The sequence below is a fragment of the Streptomyces sp. MAR4 CNX-425 genome, from assembly GCF_048656465.1.
Taxonomy (GTDB): domain Bacteria; phylum Actinomycetota; class Actinomycetes; order Streptomycetales; family Streptomycetaceae; genus Streptomyces.
Window position 1 is genome coordinate 787817 of the sequence record NZ_JBMDLF010000002.1, and the last position, 19271, is coordinate 807087.

Annotated in this window: 15 protein-coding genes; all 15 read right to left on the reverse strand. The window is 76.0% G+C overall.

The window, feature by feature from the left end; genetic code table 11:
* Positions 1-2: 2 nt before the first annotated feature.
* The 15 genes from ACHZ99_RS08665 to asnB are packed head-to-tail and all read right to left on the reverse strand — an operon-like array spanning position 3 to position 19267.
* The gene (locus ACHZ99_RS08665) at positions 3-563 is read right to left on the reverse strand and encodes a dTDP-4-dehydrorhamnose 3,5-epimerase family protein (RefSeq protein WP_420303812.1); all 561 of its coding nucleotides are present in this window, start codon (positions 561-563) and stop codon (positions 3-5) included.
* Positions 560-1789: a polysaccharide pyruvyl transferase family protein gene (locus tag ACHZ99_RS08670; RefSeq protein WP_420303813.1), complete on the reverse strand. Its 1230-nt coding sequence runs from the start codon at positions 1787-1789 to the stop codon at positions 560-562. The genes ACHZ99_RS08665 and ACHZ99_RS08670 overlap by 4 nt, the downstream gene beginning before the upstream one ends.
* Positions 1786-2736 (reverse strand): glycosyltransferase family 2 protein, encoded by a 951-nt coding sequence (locus ACHZ99_RS08675; protein ID WP_420303814.1) that lies wholly within the window; start codon positions 2734-2736, stop codon positions 1786-1788. The genes ACHZ99_RS08670 and ACHZ99_RS08675 overlap by 4 nt, the downstream gene beginning before the upstream one ends.
* Positions 2733-4043, reverse strand: coding sequence for a hypothetical protein (locus ACHZ99_RS08680; protein ID WP_420303815.1), 1311 nt, complete (start codon positions 4041-4043; stop codon positions 2733-2735). Before ACHZ99_RS08680 ends, ACHZ99_RS08675 begins: the two co-directional genes overlap by 4 nt.
* A gap of 5 nt (positions 4044-4048) precedes the next feature.
* Positions 4049-5302 (reverse strand): DUF4910 domain-containing protein, encoded by a 1254-nt coding sequence (locus ACHZ99_RS08685; RefSeq protein ID WP_420304023.1) that lies wholly within the window; start codon positions 5300-5302, stop codon positions 4049-4051.
* 47 nt (positions 5303-5349) lie between these two features.
* Positions 5350-6375, reverse strand: a complete 1026-nt coding sequence (locus tag ACHZ99_RS08690; protein ID WP_420303816.1) for an NAD-dependent epimerase/dehydratase family protein — start codon at positions 6373-6375, stop codon at positions 5350-5352.
* Between the two features lie 3 nt (positions 6376-6378).
* Entirely contained in the window at positions 6379-7026 is a 648-nt protein-coding gene (locus ACHZ99_RS08695; RefSeq protein ID WP_420303817.1) for a PIG-L deacetylase family protein, read from the reverse strand.
* On the reverse strand, positions 7023-7853 hold the full coding sequence (locus ACHZ99_RS08700; protein ID WP_420303818.1) for a glucose-1-phosphate cytidylyltransferase: 831 nt from the start codon (positions 7851-7853) through the stop codon (positions 7023-7025). Before ACHZ99_RS08700 ends, ACHZ99_RS08695 begins: the two co-directional genes overlap by 4 nt.
* The gene (locus tag ACHZ99_RS08705; RefSeq protein ID WP_420303819.1) at positions 7850-9094 is read right to left on the reverse strand and encodes a class I SAM-dependent methyltransferase; all 1245 of its coding nucleotides are present in this window, start codon (positions 9092-9094) and stop codon (positions 7850-7852) included. The genes ACHZ99_RS08700 and ACHZ99_RS08705 overlap by 4 nt, the downstream gene beginning before the upstream one ends.
* Positions 9091-10332, reverse strand: coding sequence for a glycosyltransferase (locus ACHZ99_RS08710; RefSeq protein WP_420303820.1), 1242 nt, complete (start codon positions 10330-10332; stop codon positions 9091-9093). Before ACHZ99_RS08710 ends, ACHZ99_RS08705 begins: the two co-directional genes overlap by 4 nt.
* 7 nt (positions 10333-10339) lie before the next feature.
* A complete protein-coding gene (locus ACHZ99_RS08715; protein WP_420303821.1) occupies positions 10340-11587 on the reverse strand; it encodes an O-antigen ligase domain-containing protein in 1248 nt (415 codons plus the stop codon).
* A 1-nt stretch (position 11588) separates the two neighbouring features.
* A complete protein-coding gene (locus ACHZ99_RS08720; RefSeq protein ID WP_420303822.1) occupies positions 11589-13130 on the reverse strand; it encodes a right-handed parallel beta-helix repeat-containing protein in 1542 nt (513 codons plus the stop codon).
* Between the two features lie 16 nt (positions 13131-13146).
* The gene (locus ACHZ99_RS08725; RefSeq protein ID WP_420303823.1) at positions 13147-15138 is read right to left on the reverse strand and encodes an alginate lyase family protein; all 1992 of its coding nucleotides are present in this window, start codon (positions 15136-15138) and stop codon (positions 13147-13149) included.
* The gene (locus tag ACHZ99_RS08730) at positions 15135-17345 is read right to left on the reverse strand and encodes a bi-domain-containing oxidoreductase (protein WP_420303824.1); all 2211 of its coding nucleotides are present in this window, start codon (positions 17343-17345) and stop codon (positions 15135-15137) included. Before ACHZ99_RS08730 ends, ACHZ99_RS08725 begins: the two co-directional genes overlap by 4 nt.
* On the reverse strand, positions 17342-19267 hold the full coding sequence (asnB, locus tag ACHZ99_RS08735; RefSeq protein ID WP_420303825.1) for an asparagine synthase (glutamine-hydrolyzing): 1926 nt from the start codon (positions 19265-19267) through the stop codon (positions 17342-17344). The genes ACHZ99_RS08730 and asnB overlap by 4 nt, the downstream gene beginning before the upstream one ends.
* Positions 19268-19271: the final 4 nt, after the last annotated feature.

Sequence of the window (19271 nt, forward strand, 5' to 3'; positions counted from 1 at the left end):
GCTCACCCCTCCCGCCGCGTCATGGCCGCCACGGCCTCGGCGAGGCCCGGCGCCTCCCGGTCCCGCCGGGACATCGCCGTGACCGGCAGCGGCCAGGGGACGGCCAGCTCCGGGTCGTCGTAGGCGATCGTCACGTCCTCGGCCGGGTCGTGCGGGCGGTCGATCCGGTACGAGACGTCCGCGGTCGCGGTCAGCGCCTGGAAGCCGTGCGCGCATCCGGCGGGGACGTACAGGGTCGCCTGCGTCTCCCCGGACAGCTCGAAGAAGGCCCGGCCCAGACGGGTGCGCGAGTGCGGGCGCAGGTCCACGACGGCGTCGAAGACCCGCCCGTACGAGCAGCGCACCAGCTTGGCCTCGCCGGCGCCCGCGCGCAGGTGCAGCCCGCGCAGCACGCCCCGGGCGGACCGGGACAGGCTGTCCTGGACGAAGGCGTCCGGGTCCAGGCCCACCGAGCGGGCCACGCCGGCGTCGAAGGTGCGGCAGAAGAAGCCGCGCTCGTCGGCGTGCGGCGTCGGCTCGAACAGGTAGGCGCCCGCGATCTCCGGGACCTCGGTCGCTTTCATGAGTCCTCCCGCGGGGCGTGTCCGGGCTTCGGGAACAGGGCCGCGGTCAGGGCCGTGAACTGGTCGGCGAGGCGCCGGTCGACGGCCGCGTTCCGTTCCGCGAGGGTCCGCCGCAGCTCCGCGGACCGCCGCTCCAGCGCCCGGAACTGCTCCAGCAGCAGGCCGGGGTCGACCTCGCGGGCGGGGTGGCAGAACGCGCCCAGGCCCATCCGGTCCATGAGCGCGGCGCTCTTGGCCGCGTATCCGAGGGCGAGGGTGGGGGTGCCGGTCCTGAGCGCGCAGACGAGGTTGTGGTAGCGGGTCGCCACGACGGCGTCGGCGGCCGCGGTCTCCTTCATCAGGGCGGTCAGCGAGGCCGCTTCGGCGACGGTGACCAGCGGCGAGTCGACGGCGCCGGCGATCGCGGCGGCCACCGGCGCGTCGGCGGCGTCGCCGGTGAGCAGCCGGACGCCGCGGCCCTCGGCGGCCAGCGCGCGGACGAAGCGGGTCGTGCCGTCGACGTAGCGCCGGTGGATCGCCCCGGCCCGGGCGCGGTCGTCGTTGCCCCCGTGGAAGTCCATGACGCCGACGCAGACGGGGCCGGGCGGTCCGCCCGGCGGGCCGCCCGGCGGCGGGGCCGGCAGGGCGAACGCGAGGTCGTCGTAGACCTCGTCGCGCGCGGTGTCCACGCCCATCGAGCGCAGCGCGTCGCGGGACAGCCCGTCCCGGTACGAGCGGTACGCGGCCAGCCGCGCCGACCAGCGCACCAGGGCCCGGGTCGGCCGGTCGCCGATCACGTCCGCGCCGACACCGACGAGCGCGACCCGGGTGCCGGCCAGCCGCCCGCCGGCGCAGAGCAGGAACAGCGCGTACGGGAAGCCCCACGGCCGCAGCGGCAGCGTGGCCTCCAGCACGCCCATGCCGGGCACGATCACCACGTCGTGCCGGCGTACCCAGGCGGCGGTGCGGGCGGCGTCGACGAGCTTGCCGAGGCCCTTCGCCGCGATCGTGCCCGGGCGCGCCGCGGTGCGGTACTCGCCGCGGTACCAGTGCAGCCGGGTGGCGGGGATCCCGTACCGGGTCGCGACGGTCCCGGGGCCGGCGCACCGCGCGTCCACGACGGCCTCCGGATGCGCGGCGCGGAGGTATCCGAGGACGGCCTCCAGCGACCCGTCGTTGCCGAGGTTGCCGGAGCCGAGCAGGCCGAACAGCCCGACGCGCGGCGGGGATCCGGGCGCGGGCCTCACGGGCGCCGCCCCGCCCGCCCGGCGACGAGGTCGTCCACACGGACGGCCGGCCCCTCCGCGCCGGCCGGGGCCCGGTCCTCGACGCGCTCGCCCGCGCCGCCCGGCCGCGCCCGGCTGGCCAGCCAGGCGGCCAGGTGGCGGTAGCACGCGCGCCGGTCGGCCGCGGACAGCGGCGCCCGCCGGATCGCCGCGACGTAGCCGGCGACGTACTCGGCGAGCAGCCGGGGCGTCGGGTGCAGCGCGCCCGCCCGGCGGGGGTCCAGGTTGACGCACCGGGAGCGCTTGGAGGGGTGGGCGCGCTCGGCGCGGGTGGGGTGGTCGCGGCGGAAGTACAGCAGCTCCGGCACCTGGTGGAAGGGCCCGTGCAGGCCGATCTCGGCGACGAAGGTGCGGTCGGCGTGGTGGTAGCTGTCGTGCGGCTTCACCCGGCGCAGCACGTCGGCGCGCATCACGCCGTAGAAGTCGTCGCCGCCGGGCTCGAAGAGCAGGCTGCGGAAGCGCACCGGCGGGTGCGGCGAGTCGGTGGCGAGGGTGTACTCGTACGGGACCTTCACCTGCCCGGCCTCGTCGACGACCGCCTGGCCGGCGTGCGCGAGGATCACCTCGGGCCGCTCGTCCAGCGCCGCCACGCAGCGGCGCAGCAGGTCCCGGGCGTACAGGTCGTCGTGCGAGGCCCACTTGAACAGCTCGCCGCGGCACCGGGTGAAGACGTGGTTGTGGTTCGGCGCGGCGCCGATGTTCCGGGGCAGCCGGTGGTACCGGACGCGCGGGTCCTGTGCGGCGTAGCGGCGGCAGATGTCCTCGGTCGCGTCGGTCGAGGCGTTGTCGGAGACGACCAGTTCGAAGTCCTCGTAGGTCTGGCCGAGCAGGGCGTCGAACGACTCGGAGAGGTACTCCTCGCCGTTGAAGACGGGCAGGCCGATGCTCAGCCGGGGTCGGGCGGTCATGGTGTCCTCACTTCGGGGATTCGGTGGTGGCGGCGCTCGCGCAGCGCGGCGCGCAGGTGCAGCCACCACACGGCCGAGGCGGCGGTGGTGGCGGCGGCGACGCCCCAGGCCGAGCCGACCGCGCCGGCCGCGGCGGCCCCGCCGAGCCCGCCGCCCGCGTAGCAGGCGGAGGCGAACAGCTGGGCGCGCAGGCTGCGCCGGGCCGCGGCGAGCGCGCGCAGCCCGGCGGCCGCGCCGGCGCCGAGCCCGGCGCCCGCGACGCCGAGGGTGGCCGGGACGATCAGCTCCGCGGCGGCGTACCAGACGGAGCCGAGCACGTGTTCGCCGGCGTGGTCGGGGACCAGCAGCAGCGCCGCGCCCCAGAGCAGCGCGGCGGCGGCCTGCCCGGTGCCGAGCAGCAGGCAGAACCGGGCCAGCCGGTGCGGCGCCTGCCGCAGCAGCCGCGCCGCCTCCGCGACGGTGACCAGCGACAGGCCCATGAGCACCGCGAGGAACGGGCCGAGCAGCAGCTCGGCGCCCCGGACCACGCCCACCGCGCCGAGCCCGGCGAGCGCGCCGAGACCGTACATCCGCAGCTGCGCCGCGCCGCTGACGCCGACGTTCTCGACCAGGTACCGGTAGCCGAGGTCGCGGTGGCCGCGCAGCCACGCGCGCGCTCCGCCCGGCCGGGGCCGGATGCCGGACTGCAGGCAGCCGTACGCCGCGGCCACCGCCGCCGAGCCGCCCCAGGCGAGCACGAAGCCGGCCACGCTGCCCGCGCGGGCCGCCAGCACCAGCGCCGGGACGCACCCGGCGCCCCAGACGACGTCGTTGACGAACGCCTTCCGCCCGCGGCCGGCGGCGAAGAACGCGAACCGCCAGGCGTCCTGGAGCAGCAGCCCCGGCAGCACCACGCCGAGGCAGGCGAACGCGGTTCCCGTCCGCCCGCCGATCGCCGGCCCGACCGCCAGGCACGCGGCGCCGCAGACGGCGCCGACGCCGAGCGCGGTGCCCGACGCCCGGGCCGTCGCCGCGCGCCAGGCCGTCTCCGGGGCGCCGCTGAAGCGCACCACGAGCGGGTCGGTGGCCAGCCCGCGGGAGACGCCGAGCACCACGCCGTACGTCACCCACGCCAGGCTGAACACGCCGAACGCGGCCGGCCCCAGCGAGCGCGCCGCGTACATCCCCACCAGGAAGTTGGACGCGCTGGAGGCCGCCTGGTCGGCCAGCCCCCAGGACAGCCGGCCGGCCAGGGCACGCCCGGCGCCCGGCCGGGCGGGCCGGTCCCGGCCCGGCGGGGCCGTCGTCCCCTCTCCCCCGGCGGCCATCGGCGTCACTCCCGGACCAGCCCGGCGTCCGCCAGGGCGGCGGCCGCGGCGGCGACGGTGGCGAACGGCAGCCCGGCCCGTTCGGCGACGTCCAGCAGGCTGTGCCCGCCGTCGGCGAGGTTGAGCACCCAGAGCATGGCCAGCTGGGCCTGCTCGGCGTCGCTGCGGCCGCCGAGTGAGCCGTACAGCCCGCGCCGGCCCAACTGCGGTTCGCCGTAGGGGCTGAGGTTGACGTAGCGCCGGTTCCCGTCCAGCACGGCGAACGCCTCGCGGCAGACGGCGAGCGTGTCCGCCATCGCCGCCGCGGAGACGAAGTCCAGATCGTCCGCCGAGGTGTGGTACTCGGGGTAGCCGGCGTACGGGGTCCGGGTGAGCGAGCCGACGCCGAGGTCGAACCCGGGCGAGCAGAACTGCCGCTCGTCGTAGCCGTACGGGGTGAACTCGACGACGCGGTGCGGGCGCTCGGAGGCGGCCAGCACGTGCCGCAGCACCCGGTCGATCTCGGCGTCGCCGCGCCGGCTGCGCTTGTACGTCAGCCCGCCCGGGTCGCCGGCGCACGCGAGCACCAGCCCGTGCTTGACCCGTGCCGTCCGCTCGGCGTTGCGGGCCAGCCAGGTGATCGCGCCGATGGTGCCGGGCGCGAAGAGGAACCGGTAGGTGTGGTGCGGCCGCCGCTCCGCCAGCGCCCGGGCCAGGAACGTCGCGACCGCGATGCCGGCGAGGTTGTCGTTGGCCAGCGACGGGTGGCAGACGTGGCTGGAGACGAGCACCTCGTCGGCGACCCGCCCGGGGACCACGTGCTCGGCGTAGGTGAGGTGGCCGTCCGCGAGGGTGGAGTCGATGCGCACCTCGTAGTCGCCGTCCGGCAGCGCGTCCAGGGTCTCCTGGGCCAGGCAGAAGCCCCACTCCGGCCGGTAGTAGCTGGTGCGGTACGGCACCCACGACGGGTGGTCCGGCAGGGTGTGCAGGTGCGCGCGGAGTTCGGCCAGCGGCAGGGTCGCCGACACCGGCACGCTGTAGCCGAGCACGTGCAGGCTGGACGCGCGGAAGTCGACGACGCGGCGCCCGGCGGCGTCGGCGACGTACGCGTCCCGGATGTTCCACTCCTGCGGCACCGTCCAGTCGAGCACCCGCGTCCCGGTCGGCACCTCGTGCACCTGGAGCGGAACGTACTCGCCGACGATGTCCAGGGTGGCGCGCACCCCGTCGCCGGTGATGCTCCGGCACAGCGGGTACAGCCGCTCCACCAGCGCGTACATCTCCTCCCCCACCCCGGCCCCGGCCGCGGTCCCGGCCCCCGCCCCGGTCACCGGCGCCGCCGCAGCGTGCCGTCGACGGCGCCGGAGCCGACCGCCGCGCGGAGCACGGCCAGGCGGGTGAAGCGCTCGTCGAAGTCCTCCCGGGTCAGGCCGAACCTCCGGTAGGCGTCGGCGAGTTCGAGCGCGCCCCGCTTCACCGTCCACTCGCACCCGAAGCCGGGGACGGCCGCGCGGAACCGGGAGAAGTCCACCCGGTACGAGCGCGGGTCGGCCCCCGTCTCGCCGGTGATCACCACCTTCGCGCCGGCCACCGCCTCCGCGACCTGCCCGGCGATCTCGGCGACCGTGACGTTGTTCGCCTCGTCGCCGATGTTGAACGCCCGGTCGTGCACGGCGGCCCGCGGCGCGGTCAGCGCGGCCGTGAAGGCCCGGGCGATGTCGGCGGCGTGCACCAGCGGGCGCCAGGGGGTGCCGTCGGAGAGGACCAGCACCTCGCCGCTCAGGAGCGCGTGGCCCACCAGGTTGTTCAGCACGATGTCGGCGCGCAGCCGGGGGGAGAAGCCGAAGGCGGTGGCGTTGCGCAGGTACACCGGGCTGAAGTCGCCGTCGGCCAGCGCGTGCAGGTCGTCCTCCACCCGCACCTTGGACTCCGCGTACGGCGTCACCGGCCGCAGCGGCGCGTCCTCCGTCACCAGGTCGCCCCCGCCGGCGGCGCCGTAGACCGAGCAGGTCGAGGCGTACAGAAAGCGCCGCACCCCGGCGTCGCGGGCCAGCCGGGCGAGGCGTACGGCGGCGCGGTGGTTGATGTCGTAGGTCAGCTCCGGCGCCAGCGACCCCAGCGGGTCGTTGGAGAGCGCGGCCAGGTGGATCACGGCGTCCGCCCCGGCCACGTGCTCGGAGGTGACGTCCCGCAGGTCCACCCGGTGCCCCGGCGGGTCCGCGGGGGCCGGGCCGAGCACGCGGTCGGCGAACAGGCCGGCGTCGAGGCCGGTGACCTCGTGTCCGGCGGAGCCGAGCACCGGGGCCATGACGCTGCCCAGATAGCCCTGGTGTCCGGTGAGCAGTACGCGCACGGTTCAACCCCCCAGGTCGAGAGTGAGTTTGGTGACGGCGAACGCCTCGGCGTAGCGCGCGTGGCATTCGATGCCGCGGATCCGCGCGAGGCCGAGGAACGCCTCGCGGTCGTACCAGGGCCGGTGCCGCTGCGAGGGGTAGTGCTCGGCGAGCAGCCGGGCCTTCCGCTCGGCGACGCCGGGGGTCAGCGGCCCGTACGCGACCGGGCGGCCGAGGTCGCCGTCCCACTTGACGATCTCGTAGCCGAGCACGAGGTGGTCGCGGAAGGCGGTGGTGACCAGCCGTGCGAGGCCGCGGTGGTCCTGGTGCGCGTCGTCGGTGCGCGGCGCCAGCACCAGCTCCGGCTCACTCCGCGCGCGCAGCTCCTCGACCGCGGCCTTGGCCTGTGCCCAGTGCGCGGGCAGCCGGCCGTCCGGCAGTTCCGCCACGGTCAGCCGCAGGTCGGCGCCGGGGCAGAAGGCGGCGAGCGCGGCGCGCTCCTCCCGCTCCCGCTCGCCGCCGCCGCCGGAGAGCACCAGGGCGTCGACGGTCAGGCCCGGCCGGGCCCGACACAGCGTCAGCAGGGTGCCGCCGGCGCCGATGGCGATGTCGTCGCAGTGCGCGCCCAGGGCGGCGATCCGGTCCAGGGGCCCGGCCCCGAGCCGGATCACGCGGTCCCCGCCCCGGCGCCGACCCCACCGCCGCCGGCGGCGGTGCCGGTGACATCCCGTTCCCACAGGGCCCACGGGCGGTCGCCGCGGCTGTAGGCGGCGTCGAGCGCGGCCCGCTCCTTGACGGTGTCGGTCGGCTTCCAGAAGCCGCGGTGCCGGTACGCCACCAGCCGGCCGCGCTTGGCCAGCCGGGCGCAGCCGTCCGCGACCAGGTCGCCGTTCTCCGGGATGTGGTCGAAGACCTCCTGGCGGAGCACGAAGTAGCCGCCGTTCTCCCACAGCGGCAGTTCGCTCACCGCGGTGATGCCGCCCGCCAGGCCGTCCTCGCCCAGGTCCACGCAGTGAAACGAGGACTGCGGCGGCACCACCATCAGGGACGCGCCGGCGTCGCGCCGGGCGAACCGGTCGATCATCTCCGGCAGCGGGGCGTCGGTGAGCACGTCGGCGTAGTTGGCGAGGAACATCTCGTCGCCGTCCAGGTGGTGCCGCACCCGGCGCAGCCGCTCCCCGATGGGCGACTCGACGCCGGTCTGCGCGAACGTGATCGTCCAGGAGGAGATGTCGCTGGACAGCAGCTCGGCCCGCCCGTTGCGCAGCACGAAGTCGTTGGACGCCGTCTCCTCGTAGTGCAGGAAGAAGTCCTTGATGTGGTGCGCCCCGTAGCCGAGGCACAGGATGAACTCGGTGTGCCCGAAGTGCGCGTAGTAGCGCATGACGTGCCAGATCAGCGGGCGCGGGCCGACCATCGCCATCGGCTTGGGCACGTCGTCGGCGGCGCCGCTGCGCATCCGCAGCCCGTAGCCGCCGCAGAACAGCACGACCTTCATGGGGTGACCTCGACAATGCTCAGTTCCGGGATGGGAAAGACCAGCCGGCCGCCCCACTCGTGCACGTACGAGAGCTGTTCGACCAGCTCGTCCCGCAGGTTCCAGGGCAGGACGAGCACGTAGTCGGGGCGGTCGGCGGCGATCTGCTCGGGCGGCAGGACCGGGATGCGGGTGCCCGGGGTGAACCTGCCGTGCTTGTACGGGTTGCGGTCGACGGTGTACGGGAGCAGGTCGGGCCGGATGCCGCAGTGGTTGAGCAGCGTGTTGCCCTTGCCGGGGGCGCCGTAGCCGGCCACCGTCGCGCCGCGCTCGGCCGCGTCGACGAGGAACCGCAGCAGGTCCCGGCGCACCCGGGCCACCCGGGCGGAGAACTCCCGGTAGCCGGACAGCTCCCGCAGCCCGGCGGCCGTCTCCCGGGCCAGCGCGTCGGCCGTCCGGCGGGACGGCTCGCCGGCGGCCTCGGCCGGCCGGGCCCACAGCCGCAGGGAGCCGCCGTGGGTGGACAGCAGCTCGACGTCCACGAGCGTGAGCCCGCCGCTCGCCAGCGCCCGGCTCGCGGACGCGACCGTGTAGTACTGGAAGTGCTCGTGGTAGATCGTGTCGTACTGGTTCCCCTCGATCAGCGTCAGCAGGTGCTGCACCTCGACGGAGACCCAGCCGTCGTCGGCGACCAGCGCGCGCAGCCCCCGGGTGAACCCGGTCACGTCGGGGATGTGCGCGTACACGTTGTTGGCCACGACCAGGTCGGCCGGGCCGTGCTCGGCGCGGACGGCCGCGCCGGTGGCCGGATCCAGGAACGCGGTGAGGGTGGGCACGCCGGCGTCCCGCGCGGCGGCGCCGACGTTCACCGAGGGCTCGATGCCCAGGCAGCGGATCCCCCGGCCGGCCACGTGCTTCAGCAGGTACCCGTCGTTGCTCGCGACCTCGACCACGAAGGCTTTCCTAGCCCCGGAGCCGAGGTCCAGCCGCCGTACGGCGTCGGTGACGAACGCGCGCGCGTGCTCCACCCAGGAGGTCGAGTACGAGGAGAAGTACGCGTACTGCGTGAACGTCTCCTCGGGCGTGATCAGCGGCGGGAGCTGCGCCAGCCAGCAGTCGGTGCAGACCCGCAGGTGCAGCGGGTACGCCGGCTCCGGCCGGTCGAGTTCGTCCGCGGCGAGAAAGCTCTCGCACGGCGGGGTCGCCCCCAGATCGACGACGCTCGCCAGCGCCGCCGAGCCGCACAGCCGGCATCGTGTCATCCGCTGTCCCCCTCCCCCCTGCCCCGGCGGGTGTCCCCGCCGGGGGTCGGCACCGACCGGCCCGCGATCGCGGTGCGGTACTCCTCCTCCAGTCGCCTCAGCCCGTACTCCGGGCCGAAGCCCCGCTCGTAGCGGCGCCGGGCCGCCCGCCCCATCTCCCGGTTGCGGGCCGGGTCGGACGTGATCCGGCGCAGGTCGGCGGCGAGCGAGTCGGGGTCGCCGGGCCGGTGCAGCAGGCCGGTCACCCCGTCCTCGACCAGTTCGCCGAACGCGGCGTGCCCGGCGGCCAGGGCCGGGACGCCCGCCGCCATCGCCTCCGCGACCACCAGGCCGAACGTCTCCAGGGCCAGCGAGGGAACGACCACGGCGACCGCCCGCGCCACCGCCCGCCGGCACTCCCGCAGGCCGTACAGGCCGGCGTAGCGCACGTCGTCCCGGCCCGCCGCCCAGGCGCGCACCTCCCGCTCCAGCGGCCCCGCCCCGGCGAGCACCAGCGGCACGCCCACGCCGCCGTCCGCGGCGATCTGGTCCCAGGCGTCCATGAGCGGCCGCACGCCCTTGGCCTCGGCGAGCCGGCCGAGGAAGAGCAGGTGCTCGCCGTCGGCCGTCCGGACGTCGCCGGGTTCGGGGACGAAGTTGTGCTTGACCGCGATCCGTTCGGCCGGCATGCCGGACCGGACCAGGACGTCGCGCTGCGCCGCGGAGATGCACAGGAACCGGGTCACGCCCGACCACCAGCGGCGCCGGTTGACCGCCAGGCTGACGGCGAGCGGGACCGTCGCCAGCCGGGAGCCGCGGTAGCAGCCGTGCCGGACGGCGGGCAGCGGGCTCGACCCGACGCACTCGGTGCACTGCCGGCCGGCGCGGCGCAGGGTGCCGGGCGGGCAGATCTGGGTGTAGTTGTGCAGCGTGGCGACGGCGGGCACGTCGGCGTCGGCGCAGGCGGCCAGCACCGCGGGCGACAGCAGCGGGAAGACGTTGTGGACGTGCACCACGTCCGGCCGCGCGGCCCGCAGCCGGCCGGCCAGCTCCGCGCGGACCGCCGGGTTCCACGGCACCAGCAGCGGCACCGCGGCCCGGCCCGCCAGAGAGCGCGCGGCGATGTCGTCACTGCGCCGCTCGAACACCTCGACCCGGTGGCCGGCCCCGCGCAGCAGCCTCACCTCCTGGTCGACGACGCGGTTCTCCCCGCTCGGCTGCGCCGAGCCGTAGCGGTTGTGCACCACGAGGACGTGCATGGCCGGGTCAGCTCCGTTCCCGGGCCCAGCGCGGGACCCGACGTCGGGGTGGTGCGGGCGGCGCCGGCGGCGCGGCCGCGGCGGGCGCCGCCAGCAGGGAGGCGGCGAGGGCCAGGTGCAGCAGATACGGAGAGGCGTCCCCGAGACCGGCCTCGGTGTACGACGAGACGGCGCAGAAGGCGATGAGGAAGACCGCGCAGGCCCGCGGCAGCGACGGCGGCCGCAGCAGCGCGACCCCGCCCAGCACGACGAGGACCGCCGCCACCAGGGCGGCGCCGGTCAGGCCCTGTTCGTGGTAGACGGCGAGCCAGCTGTTGTCGATCGGCAGCCCGTCGTACGACTTGTCGCCGAGGCCGGTGCCGAACAGCCGCTCCGAGGTCGTCCGGGGCGCCGCCAGCAGGGCGTCCCAGACCTTCTCCCGGCCGGTGAGGCTGGCGAAGTTCTCCCGGCTCTGGCCGCGCAGCACCCACGCCTCCAGCGCCTTCGAGAACCCCACCGCGGCCACCCCGGCGCACAGCACCGCGCCGGCGAAGAACCGGCGGGCGGCGCGGCTGGTCAGGACGAGCGAGGTGAGCGCCAGCGCCAGCCCGACGAGCAGCCCCGCGGTCGCCGTCCGGGTGTGGCTCAGCGCGAGCAGGACGAGCGCGGGCACGACGACCAGGGCCGCGCCGCCCGCGGTGGTCCGGCGGCCCAGCAGGAGCAGCACGGTCAGCCCGGTGATCACCGCGGCGTACTGGCCGATCTGCGGCGGCGTGAGCGGCCACAGCGCCCCGACCAGCCGTCCGCCGTACAGCTCGGGCATGGCCGCCCCCGGCGACACGGCCAGCCCGGCGACCACCGACCCGAGCACCGCGCAGTACAGCCGGATGTGGCTCCGTACGAACCCGAGACCGCCGTCCCACCAGCGGGTGAGCAGCCACAGCGTGCCGACGAAGACGGCCAGCCGGGCGCAGCGGAACAGCGCGCCGAACCCGGACGCAAGGCTCACGCTGGCGATGAGGCTCGGCACCAGCAGCAGGGTGAGCAGGAGGACGAAGGCGCTGGGCCGGATGCGCGGCCGCGGGTTGACCGCGAGCGCGAGCGCGAACGCGAGGACCAGCGCGCCCATGGTGACCATCTGGATGAGGGAGCGGGGCAGCGGAACGACCGTCTCCGCCCCGGCGGAGCCCAGCGTGTTGAGCCCCAGCAGCCCCCAGACGACTCCCACGGCCTTCGGCGGGCGGGCCGGGCCCGGTGCGGCGCCGTCCCCGCTCATCTCAGCCACCCGCCCGCGGGTCGTAGGTGCTGCCCTCGTCCTGCCGGTGCGGCGCGGCCCGCCACGCGGCGAAGCCGAGCGCCCGGCCCGGGTCCCGGACGACGAAGCGCCAGGGCCCGCGGTAGGTGTTGTCGTGCCAGCGGTTGTGCTGCGCGCCGGCGATCGCCTCGGCGACCCGCTCGCCGTGGTACGGCGACCAGTCCGGATAGGTGCCGTAGTTGGCCAGCACGGCCATGCGCCCGCACGCCCCGGCGCACGGGACGACGGAGGTGTCCAGCACGAAGCGGTTGTCGTGGATGTCCACCCGCTTGGTCTTCCACCGGCAGTCGTCGTAGAGCGGCGGGGTGCCGATCGCCGGCTGTGCGCAGCGGCCGGTGTCGGGCACCAGCAAGGTGCATTCACCGGTCGAGGTGTTGGCCGGGCTGTTGCAGAACCGGTCGGCGTTCTCCCACAGGGTGATCCCGGACCAGTTGTTCTCCAGCACGTTCCGGTAGATCTCGATCCGGTCCGTACGGGCCGGGATCCGCGGCTCGCCGCCGGACTCGGACACGTAGAGGCTCGCGTACGGGAAGTCGTCGCCGCGCGCGGCGTACTTCCGGCCCTCGGCCCAGGTGTTCCGCCGGATCGTGTTGTTCCGGATGACCGCGTTGTAGCTGGTCTCGTAGATCAGCGCGGCGCCGTCGTTGGCTTCGAGGAGGTTGTTCTCGATGCGGAAGTCGTTGTTGTTGTTGTCCGCCCACAGCCCGGGCCCGCGGTTGTCGTGCACCCAATTGCCGCGGATGTCGGCGCCGTCGACGGCCCAGAACTTGACGCCTCCGGTGCAGCCGCACCCCGGCCGCCGGCGCTCCCAGTCGCCGGTGTTGTTGCCGGTGATCTCGTTGCCCTCCACCACCAGGCCGCGGATGGTGTCGCCGGCCTTGTACGCGTTCATGCCGTACTGGCCGTTGCCGCTCAGGCAACTGGCGCGGACCTGCTGGCGGGCGCCGGCCATCAGCCCGGCGCCGGAGTTGCGCCGGATCGTCGCGTGCTCGATCACCCAGCCGTCCGCCGAGTCGTGGTTGACCACGCCCTCGTCGTGCGGCGCGGCGAAGTTCTGCACCGTCAGGTGGCGGAGGGTGACGTCGGGGGCCGCCCCGCCGAACGCGTACTGGTTGGTCTTCCCGCCGTCGAGCACCGCGCCGGGCGCGCCGAGGTAGCTGTTCCCCTTCTTGGGGACGACCTGGGCGTAGCGGTCCGGCGCCAGCCGGTGCCTGCCCGGCCGCAGCCAGAACGTGGTGCCCGGCGGGCTGCTCCGGGTCCGCGCGGCCAGGTCGCCGACCACCGCGGGGTCCACCGGCACCGCGCCCGCGGGCGCCCGCTCGGGCCGGGGCGCGGGCTCGGCGCACACCCGCGGCGCGGACGCGGACGACGGCGGCGCGGCGGCCGGCCGCTCCCGGGCGCCCGGCGCCTCCCGGGCGTCCGGCGTCTCCTCGCAGCCGGCCGCCAGCAGGGCCAGCGCCAGCGCGAGCGGCGCCGCCGCCCGGGCCCGTGGCCGCCACGTCATCACCGCGCCCCCTCCCCTAGCCCCGGAACCCGAGTACGGTGGTGAACTCCTCCGGCGACGCGGTGCCGCCGGCCCATCCGGAGCCGACCAGCGTGGTCGCGGGCTCCTTGCGCCCGAAGCCGGCGGAGTACCAGCCCAGCGGCGGGTCGGTCTCGCCGCGGTGCGCCCGCCAGGCCAGCCGCGCGGGCAGGTCGAGCACCGCCCCGCGGTCCGCGCCGTCCCGGGTCCAGCTGAGGACGGCCCGGCTGCCCGCCAGCTCCGCGGTGACCGCCGGGCCGAGGTGGTACGCCAGCCGCACCGCCCGGCGCGGGCCGCCGCGCACCTCGTCGCGGATCCGCAGCTCCCGGGTCGCGGCGGTCAGCTCCACCCGGCGGCGGTGCACGGTGCGCCGGTAGCCGTCGTGCTCGGCGCACCAGCGGGCGACGCCGGCGCCGGAGGTCTCCGCGGCCAGCACGCGGCTGCGGGCGTGCCGCGTCCAGAGGAACGGGCCGCCGGAGACGGACTGGTCGGCGCCGTCGAGTTGCAGGGTGTTGTGGGCGAGGGTGGACCGGAAGTACCGCCGCCACCCGGGCAGCCCGTGGTAGCAGTACGTCCCCGGGTCGGCGAGCACGTCCACCCCGTCGTGCCTGACCTCCACGGACAGCGCGTCCGCGTGGGCGTGCGCGGCGATGGACAGGAAGCCGTGCGGGCCGCCGTCGCAGCGGCACCAGATCCCGCCGGGACCGCGCAGGACGGTGACCCCCGCGTCGGCGAAGTGGGCGGGCCGGCGGGCCGGCCGGGCCGGCGCCGCGGTCTCCCCGGCCGCGGTCTCCCCGGCCGGGTACGGGCGGATGAGCGCGGCCAGCAGCGGGGTACGTACGTCCGCGCCGGTCACCGCCGGCCACCAGCCGAGGCGGCCGAACACCGCGTCCCCGGTGGCCAGCAGCGAGGCCCAGCGGTCGGTGCCCGCGCCGTCCACGACCAGGCCGTGCCCGTCGTCCCCGTCCCCCTGGCGCGGCGGCCGCAGCCGGCCGTCCACGACGGCCGCGAGCGCGTCGGTCATCCGCAGCAGCACGAGCCGTACGGAGGCGGGGACGGGCACGCCCGCGGCGTCCGCCTCGGCGACCGCGGCCAGGCCCAGCTCCAGCACCAGCCCGTGGTACTCGGTGGCCAGCTCGCGGTTGAGGCCGGAGCCGAAGGTGTTGGCGCGCAGGTGCCGCGCCAGCGACGCGAGCGCGTCCGCCCGCCAGCGCGCCGACTCGGGGAACCAGCCGAACGCGCAGGCCGCGGCGAACTGCCCGGCGGCCTCGGCGACGGCGTGGTTGTTCGCCGAGGAACCCCGGCTGGGGAAGGCCGCCAGCCAGCGCTGATGGTGCCAGACCTGGTGCCGTGCCACCGGGGCGTCCTCGAACAGCGCGGCCGCGCCCGGCCAGCCGTCGAGCAGCCGGCGGATCCACACCCACGACAGCAGCCGGATGCCCAGCTCGATGCCGCTGGTCCAGTGCACGCCGCGCAGCGGCGGGTTGACCGCCCACCACGACTCCAGGTGCGCGGCCACCCGGGCGGCGTACCGGTCGTCGCCGGTGAGCGCGTAGGCGGCGGCGACCACGGTGAGGTACTGGTGCCGGGACGGCTCCCAGATCTGCTTGACGTCCCCGACCGCGGCCTCGTTCCGGTACGGCACGTCGAAGGCGTACGCCGCCGGCGCCCGGCGCCCGGTCCTCGGGTCGTACCACCAGTCGGGCTCGGCGAGGTCGTCGCGGGCCACCCCGAAGAACTCGGCGTGCCCGTCCAGCAGCCGGTCCGCCGTCCCGAGGAGCCGCTTCACGGCCTCCGGCGGCACGGCGTCGAGCGCGCCGGCGGGCAGGGCCGCGGTGAACGGCGCCCCGGCCCCGGCCGGGCAGTGCGGCGGCGCCGACCGCCACCGCCGCCGACGTACGGCGTCGCCGGCCCGGCCGGCGGCCTCCCGCGGCCCCATCCGGGACAGCCGCCGGAGGTACCAGCCCGCGCTCCCCGCGGCCGCCGTCATCGCGCCCCCGCCAGCGTCACCGGCGCGCGGGCGGCCAGGGCGGCCGGCACGGCGAGGGTGGCGGCGGTCGTGGCGACGAGCGAGTCCAGCGGTACGGGCATCGGCCCGCCGGTCCGTACCGCCGTCACGAACGCGGCCAGTTCGGCTTCCTGGCCCTTGTCCCGGGCGCGGGGCAGCCGCGAGCCGACCCACCGCCGGCGGCGGCCGTCGTAGACGGCGGCCCGGACGAAGTCGTCGAGCCTGAGGACCCGGCCGTCCGCGACGAGGTCGACGGTCTCCTTGGGGAAGCCGGGCGGGCCGGTGGTGACGTAGCCGATGGTGGCGGTGGACTCGTCCGGGTAGCGCAGGACGAGTTGCAGGTCCTCGCCGCCGGAGGTGGCGACCGCGTACGCGGAGACGGGGTCGGCGTCGAGGAGCCAGCCCGCGGTGTCGATGAAGTGCCCGCCCTCGCCGGCGAACCGGGAGCCCTCGCTGTCCTGCCGCAGGTACCAGCTGCCGTGCTCCAGGCGGCCGGCGTTGACGAGGTAGCGCAGGTGCCCGGGGCCGCCGCGGGCGCCGAACCGCCGCCGGGCCTGCCGCAGCAGCGGGGCGAACCGCCGGTTGAAGCCGACCTGGAGCCGGTCGTTGCCGGACTCCGCCACCGCCGCGAGCACGCCGTCGAGTTCGTCCCCGGTGAGGGCGAGCGGCTTCTCCACGAAGACGGCCTTGCCGGCCAGGAGCGCCCGCCGGGTCAGTTCGGCGTGCGAGCTGTGCCGGGTGACGACGAACACCGCGTCGACGGACGGGTCGCCGAGCACGGCGTCGAGGTCGGTGGTGGCGGCGGCGAAGCCGAACTTCCGCTGTGCGTTGGCGGCGGAGAGCGCCGTGGTGGTGACGACCGCCGACAGCCGCACGCCGTCGCGCCCCGCCAGGTGCGGCAGCAGCATCGACGACGCGTAGTTCCCCGCGCCGACGAAGGCGAGCCGCACCGGCGTTCCGGCGGCGCGGGCCCGGCCGCGCCGTACCGGCACCGCCGGCACCGCGGGCACGGCCACCGCCGGTGCCCCCGCCGCCGCCTCCCCGGGCTCCCGCGACTGCCCGGGCTGCCCGGGGTAGCGGAACAGGACGGCCACCGCCTTCAGGCGGCCGTCCGCCAGGTTCCGGTACGTCGCGACGGCGTCCTCGAAGTCGGCGACGTGCGAGACCAGCGGCTCCACGTCGACCCGGCCGCGGGCCAGCAGGTCGAGGAAGCACGCGAGGTTGCGGCGCTCGGTCCAGCGCACGTAGCCGATCGGGTAGTCCCGGCCGTCCAGTTCGTAGGAGGGGTCGTAGCGGCCGGGGCCGTACGAGCGGGAGAAGCGGACGTCCAGCTCCTTCTCGTAGTACGCGTTCCACGGCAGGTCGAGGCGGCACTTGCCGATGTCGACGACCCGGCCGCGGTCCCGGCTCAGCGCGGCCGCCCGCTCGACGGGTTCGGCGCTGCCGCCGCCGGCGGCCAGGTACACCTGGTCCGCGCCGTGGCCGTCCGTCAGCCCGGCGACGGCCGCCGCCACCTCGGCGGACGCGGGTCCGCCGCAGGCCACGGCGCCCAGCCGGGCGGCGAGTTCGCAGCGGTCCGGGTCGGGGTCGGCGCCCACGACCCGTACGCCCGAGGCGGTGAGGAGCTGCACCACCAGCTGCCCGATCAGCCCGAGCCCGATGACCAGCGCCACGTCGCCGAGCTGCGGCTCGCCGCGGCGCACGCCGTGCAGCGCGATCGACCCGACGGTGCCGAAGGCGGCGTGCCGCGGGGCGAGGCCGTCCGGCACGCGCGCGTAGAGGTTCTTCGGCACCCAGTTGACCTCGGCGTGCAGCGCGTGCTCGTTGCCCGCGCAGGCCACGACGTCGCCGACGGCCACGTCGTCGGTGCCCGGGCCGGCCCGCTCGACGATCCCGCAGAGCGAGTAGCCCAGCGGCGTGTACGAGTCCAGCTTGTCCCGCACCTTGCGGTAGGTGGCGGGCACCCCGTTGGCGGCGACGCTCTGCACCACCCGGGCCACCTGGTCGGGCCGGGAGCGCGCCTTGCCCAGCAGCGACATGCCGGCCTCGGAGACCTTCATCAGCTCGGTGCCGGTGGAGATCAGCGAGTAGGCGGTCCGGACGAGGACCCCGCCCGGCCTGCACCCCGGCACCGGGACGTCGAGCAGCGCCAGCTCGCCGCTCCGGTAGTTCTGCACCACCTGTTTCACCCGAACTCCCCAGAAGTCGCGCCGCGATACCAGTACTCAAGAGTCAGCACATGCCACAGATGTTTGGAGAAGTCGCGCCGCCCGGCGGCGTCCTCGGCGACGAGCCGCTGGAGCGCCTCCCGCCGCAGGAGCCCGTCCCGCACGAGCACGCCGTCGTGCACCACCTCGCGCACCAGCGGTGCCAGGTCCCGGCTCATCCAGGCCCGCAGCGGGGCGCTGAACAGGCCCTTGGGCCGGTGGACGACCTCCCGGGGCAGGACCGGGGCCGCCGCCTCCTTGAGGACGGCCTTGCCCCGCCGCCCGACGACCTTGCGGTCGCCGGGCACGGCGAACGCCGCCTCGACCACGTCCACGTCCACGTACGGCACCCGTACCTCGGTCGAGGCGGCCATGCTGGCGCGGTCCGTGTACGCGAGGTTCAGGCCCGGCAGGAACATCCGGGAGTCGGCCAGGCACATGCGGTTGACGAAGTCGGCGGGGTCGTCGAGGGTGTTGTCCCAGTAGACGTCCGCGTGCTCGGTGAGCACGTCCTCGACGGTCCCGGCCAGGTCCGGGCCGACCAGGGCGAGCAGCTCCGGCTCGTCGTACATGGTGTAGCTGCGCCGGAACGCGGTCTCCTCCGGCAGTTCGGCGAAGGAGAGGAACCGCTGCGCGAAGCGCACCGACCGGTACCCGCGGCGGGCGGTGGCGACCGGCAGCCGGTGCACGGCCGCGGACACGGCGCGCCGCAGGGGCCGCGGGACGCGCTGGTAGCGCAGCGCGACGAGGTTGGCGAGGTGTTTGCGGTAGCCGGCGAACAGCTCGTCGGCGCCCATGCCGGAGAGCATCACCTTGACCCCGGCGTCCCGGGCGGCACGGCAGATCAGGAAGGTGTTGATCGCGGCCGGGTCGCCGATCGGCTCGTCCAGGTGGTACGTCATCCGGGGCAGCAGGTCCAGGACGTCCGGGGCGATCTCGATCTCGTGCAGGTCGACGCCGAACCGCCCGGCCACGTGCCGGGCGTGGCGCAGGTCGTCCGGCATCGCCTCGAACCTGGCGTCCGCGGCGCGGAACCCGATCGTGTACGCGGAGATCCCCGGCCGGTGCCGGGCCGCCAGCGCGGTCAGGTAGCTGGAGTCGAGACCGCCGGAGAGGAAGGCCGCCACCGGCACGTCGGAGCGCAGGTGCCGGCGGGTCGACTCCTCGACCACGGCGGCCAGGTCCGGCCGCTCGCCGCGCGCGGCCCGCTCCCGGCCCGCGGCGGCGGCCTCCTTCAGGTGCCAGAACCGGCCGCGCTCCACCCGGCCGTCGGGCCGGCACCGCAGCCAGCTCCCCGGCGGCAGCTTCTCCACCTCGCGGTACGCGCAGCGCGAGTCCGGCACCCAGTAGTAGAGCAGCGAGGCCACCAGCGCGGCCGGGTCCACCCGGAGCGACCCGCCGGCCGCGGCCGCCAGCGCCTTCAGCTCGGAGGCGAACACCAGGCCCGGGCCGCGCCGCAGCAGGAACAGCGGCTTGACGCCGAGCTGGTCGCGGACGAGCACCAGGTCGCCGGTGCGCTCGTCGAAGACCGCGAAGGCGAACATGCCGCGCAGCCGGGGCAGGCAGCCCGTGCCCCAGCGCCGCCAGGCCCGCAGCAGCACCTCGGTGTCGGAGGTGCCGCGGAAGCGCACCCCGGCGGCGGCCAGTTCGGCGCGCAGCTCCGGCGCGTTGTACAGCTCGCCGTTGTACGTCAGGGCGAGGCCGTCCGCGACCATCGGCTGTGCGCCGGTGCCGGACAGGTCGACGACGGCCAGCCGGCGGTGTCCGAGCTGCACGTCGCCGTCGCCGGCGGGGTGGGCGTACCGGCCGCTGCCGTCCGGGCCGCGGTGGGCGAGGATGTCGGTGAGCCGGTCGGTGACGGTCTTCCCGTCCGGCCACCGGTAGGTGCCCGCGATGCCGCACACGTCC

Excerpts from the sequence above, each read along its gene's own strand:
- ACHZ99_RS08665 (WP_420303812.1), bottom strand. The coding sequence starts at position 563 with ATGAAAGCGACCGAGGTCCCGGAGATCGCGGGCGCCTACCTGTTCGAG.
- ACHZ99_RS08675 (WP_420303814.1), bottom strand. The coding sequence starts at position 2,736 with ATGACCGCCCGACCCCGGCTGAGCATCGGCCTGCCCGTCTTCAACGGC.
- ACHZ99_RS08680 (WP_420303815.1), bottom strand. The coding sequence starts at position 4,043 with ATGGCCGCCGGGGGAGAGGGGACGACGGCCCCGCCGGGCCGGGACCGG.
- ACHZ99_RS08685 (WP_420304023.1), bottom strand. The coding sequence starts at position 5,302 with ATGTACGCGCTGGTGGAGCGGCTGTACCCGCTGTGCCGGAGCATCACC.
- ACHZ99_RS08700 (WP_420303818.1), bottom strand. The coding sequence starts at position 7,853 with ATGAAGGTCGTGCTGTTCTGCGGCGGCTACGGGCTGCGGATGCGCAGC.
- ACHZ99_RS08705 (WP_420303819.1), bottom strand. The coding sequence starts at position 9,094 with ATGACACGATGCCGGCTGTGCGGCTCGGCGGCGCTGGCGAGCGTCGTC.
- ACHZ99_RS08710 (WP_420303820.1), bottom strand. The coding sequence starts at position 10,332 with ATGCACGTCCTCGTGGTGCACAACCGCTACGGCTCGGCGCAGCCGAGC.
- ACHZ99_RS08715 (WP_420303821.1), bottom strand. The coding sequence starts at position 11,587 with ATGAGCGGGGACGGCGCCGCACCGGGCCCGGCCCGCCCGCCGAAGGCC.
- ACHZ99_RS08720 (WP_420303822.1), bottom strand. The coding sequence starts at position 13,130 with ATGACGTGGCGGCCACGGGCCCGGGCGGCGGCGCCGCTCGCGCTGGCG.
- ACHZ99_RS08725 (WP_420303823.1), bottom strand. The coding sequence starts at position 15,138 with ATGACGGCGGCCGCGGGGAGCGCGGGCTGGTACCTCCGGCGGCTGTCC.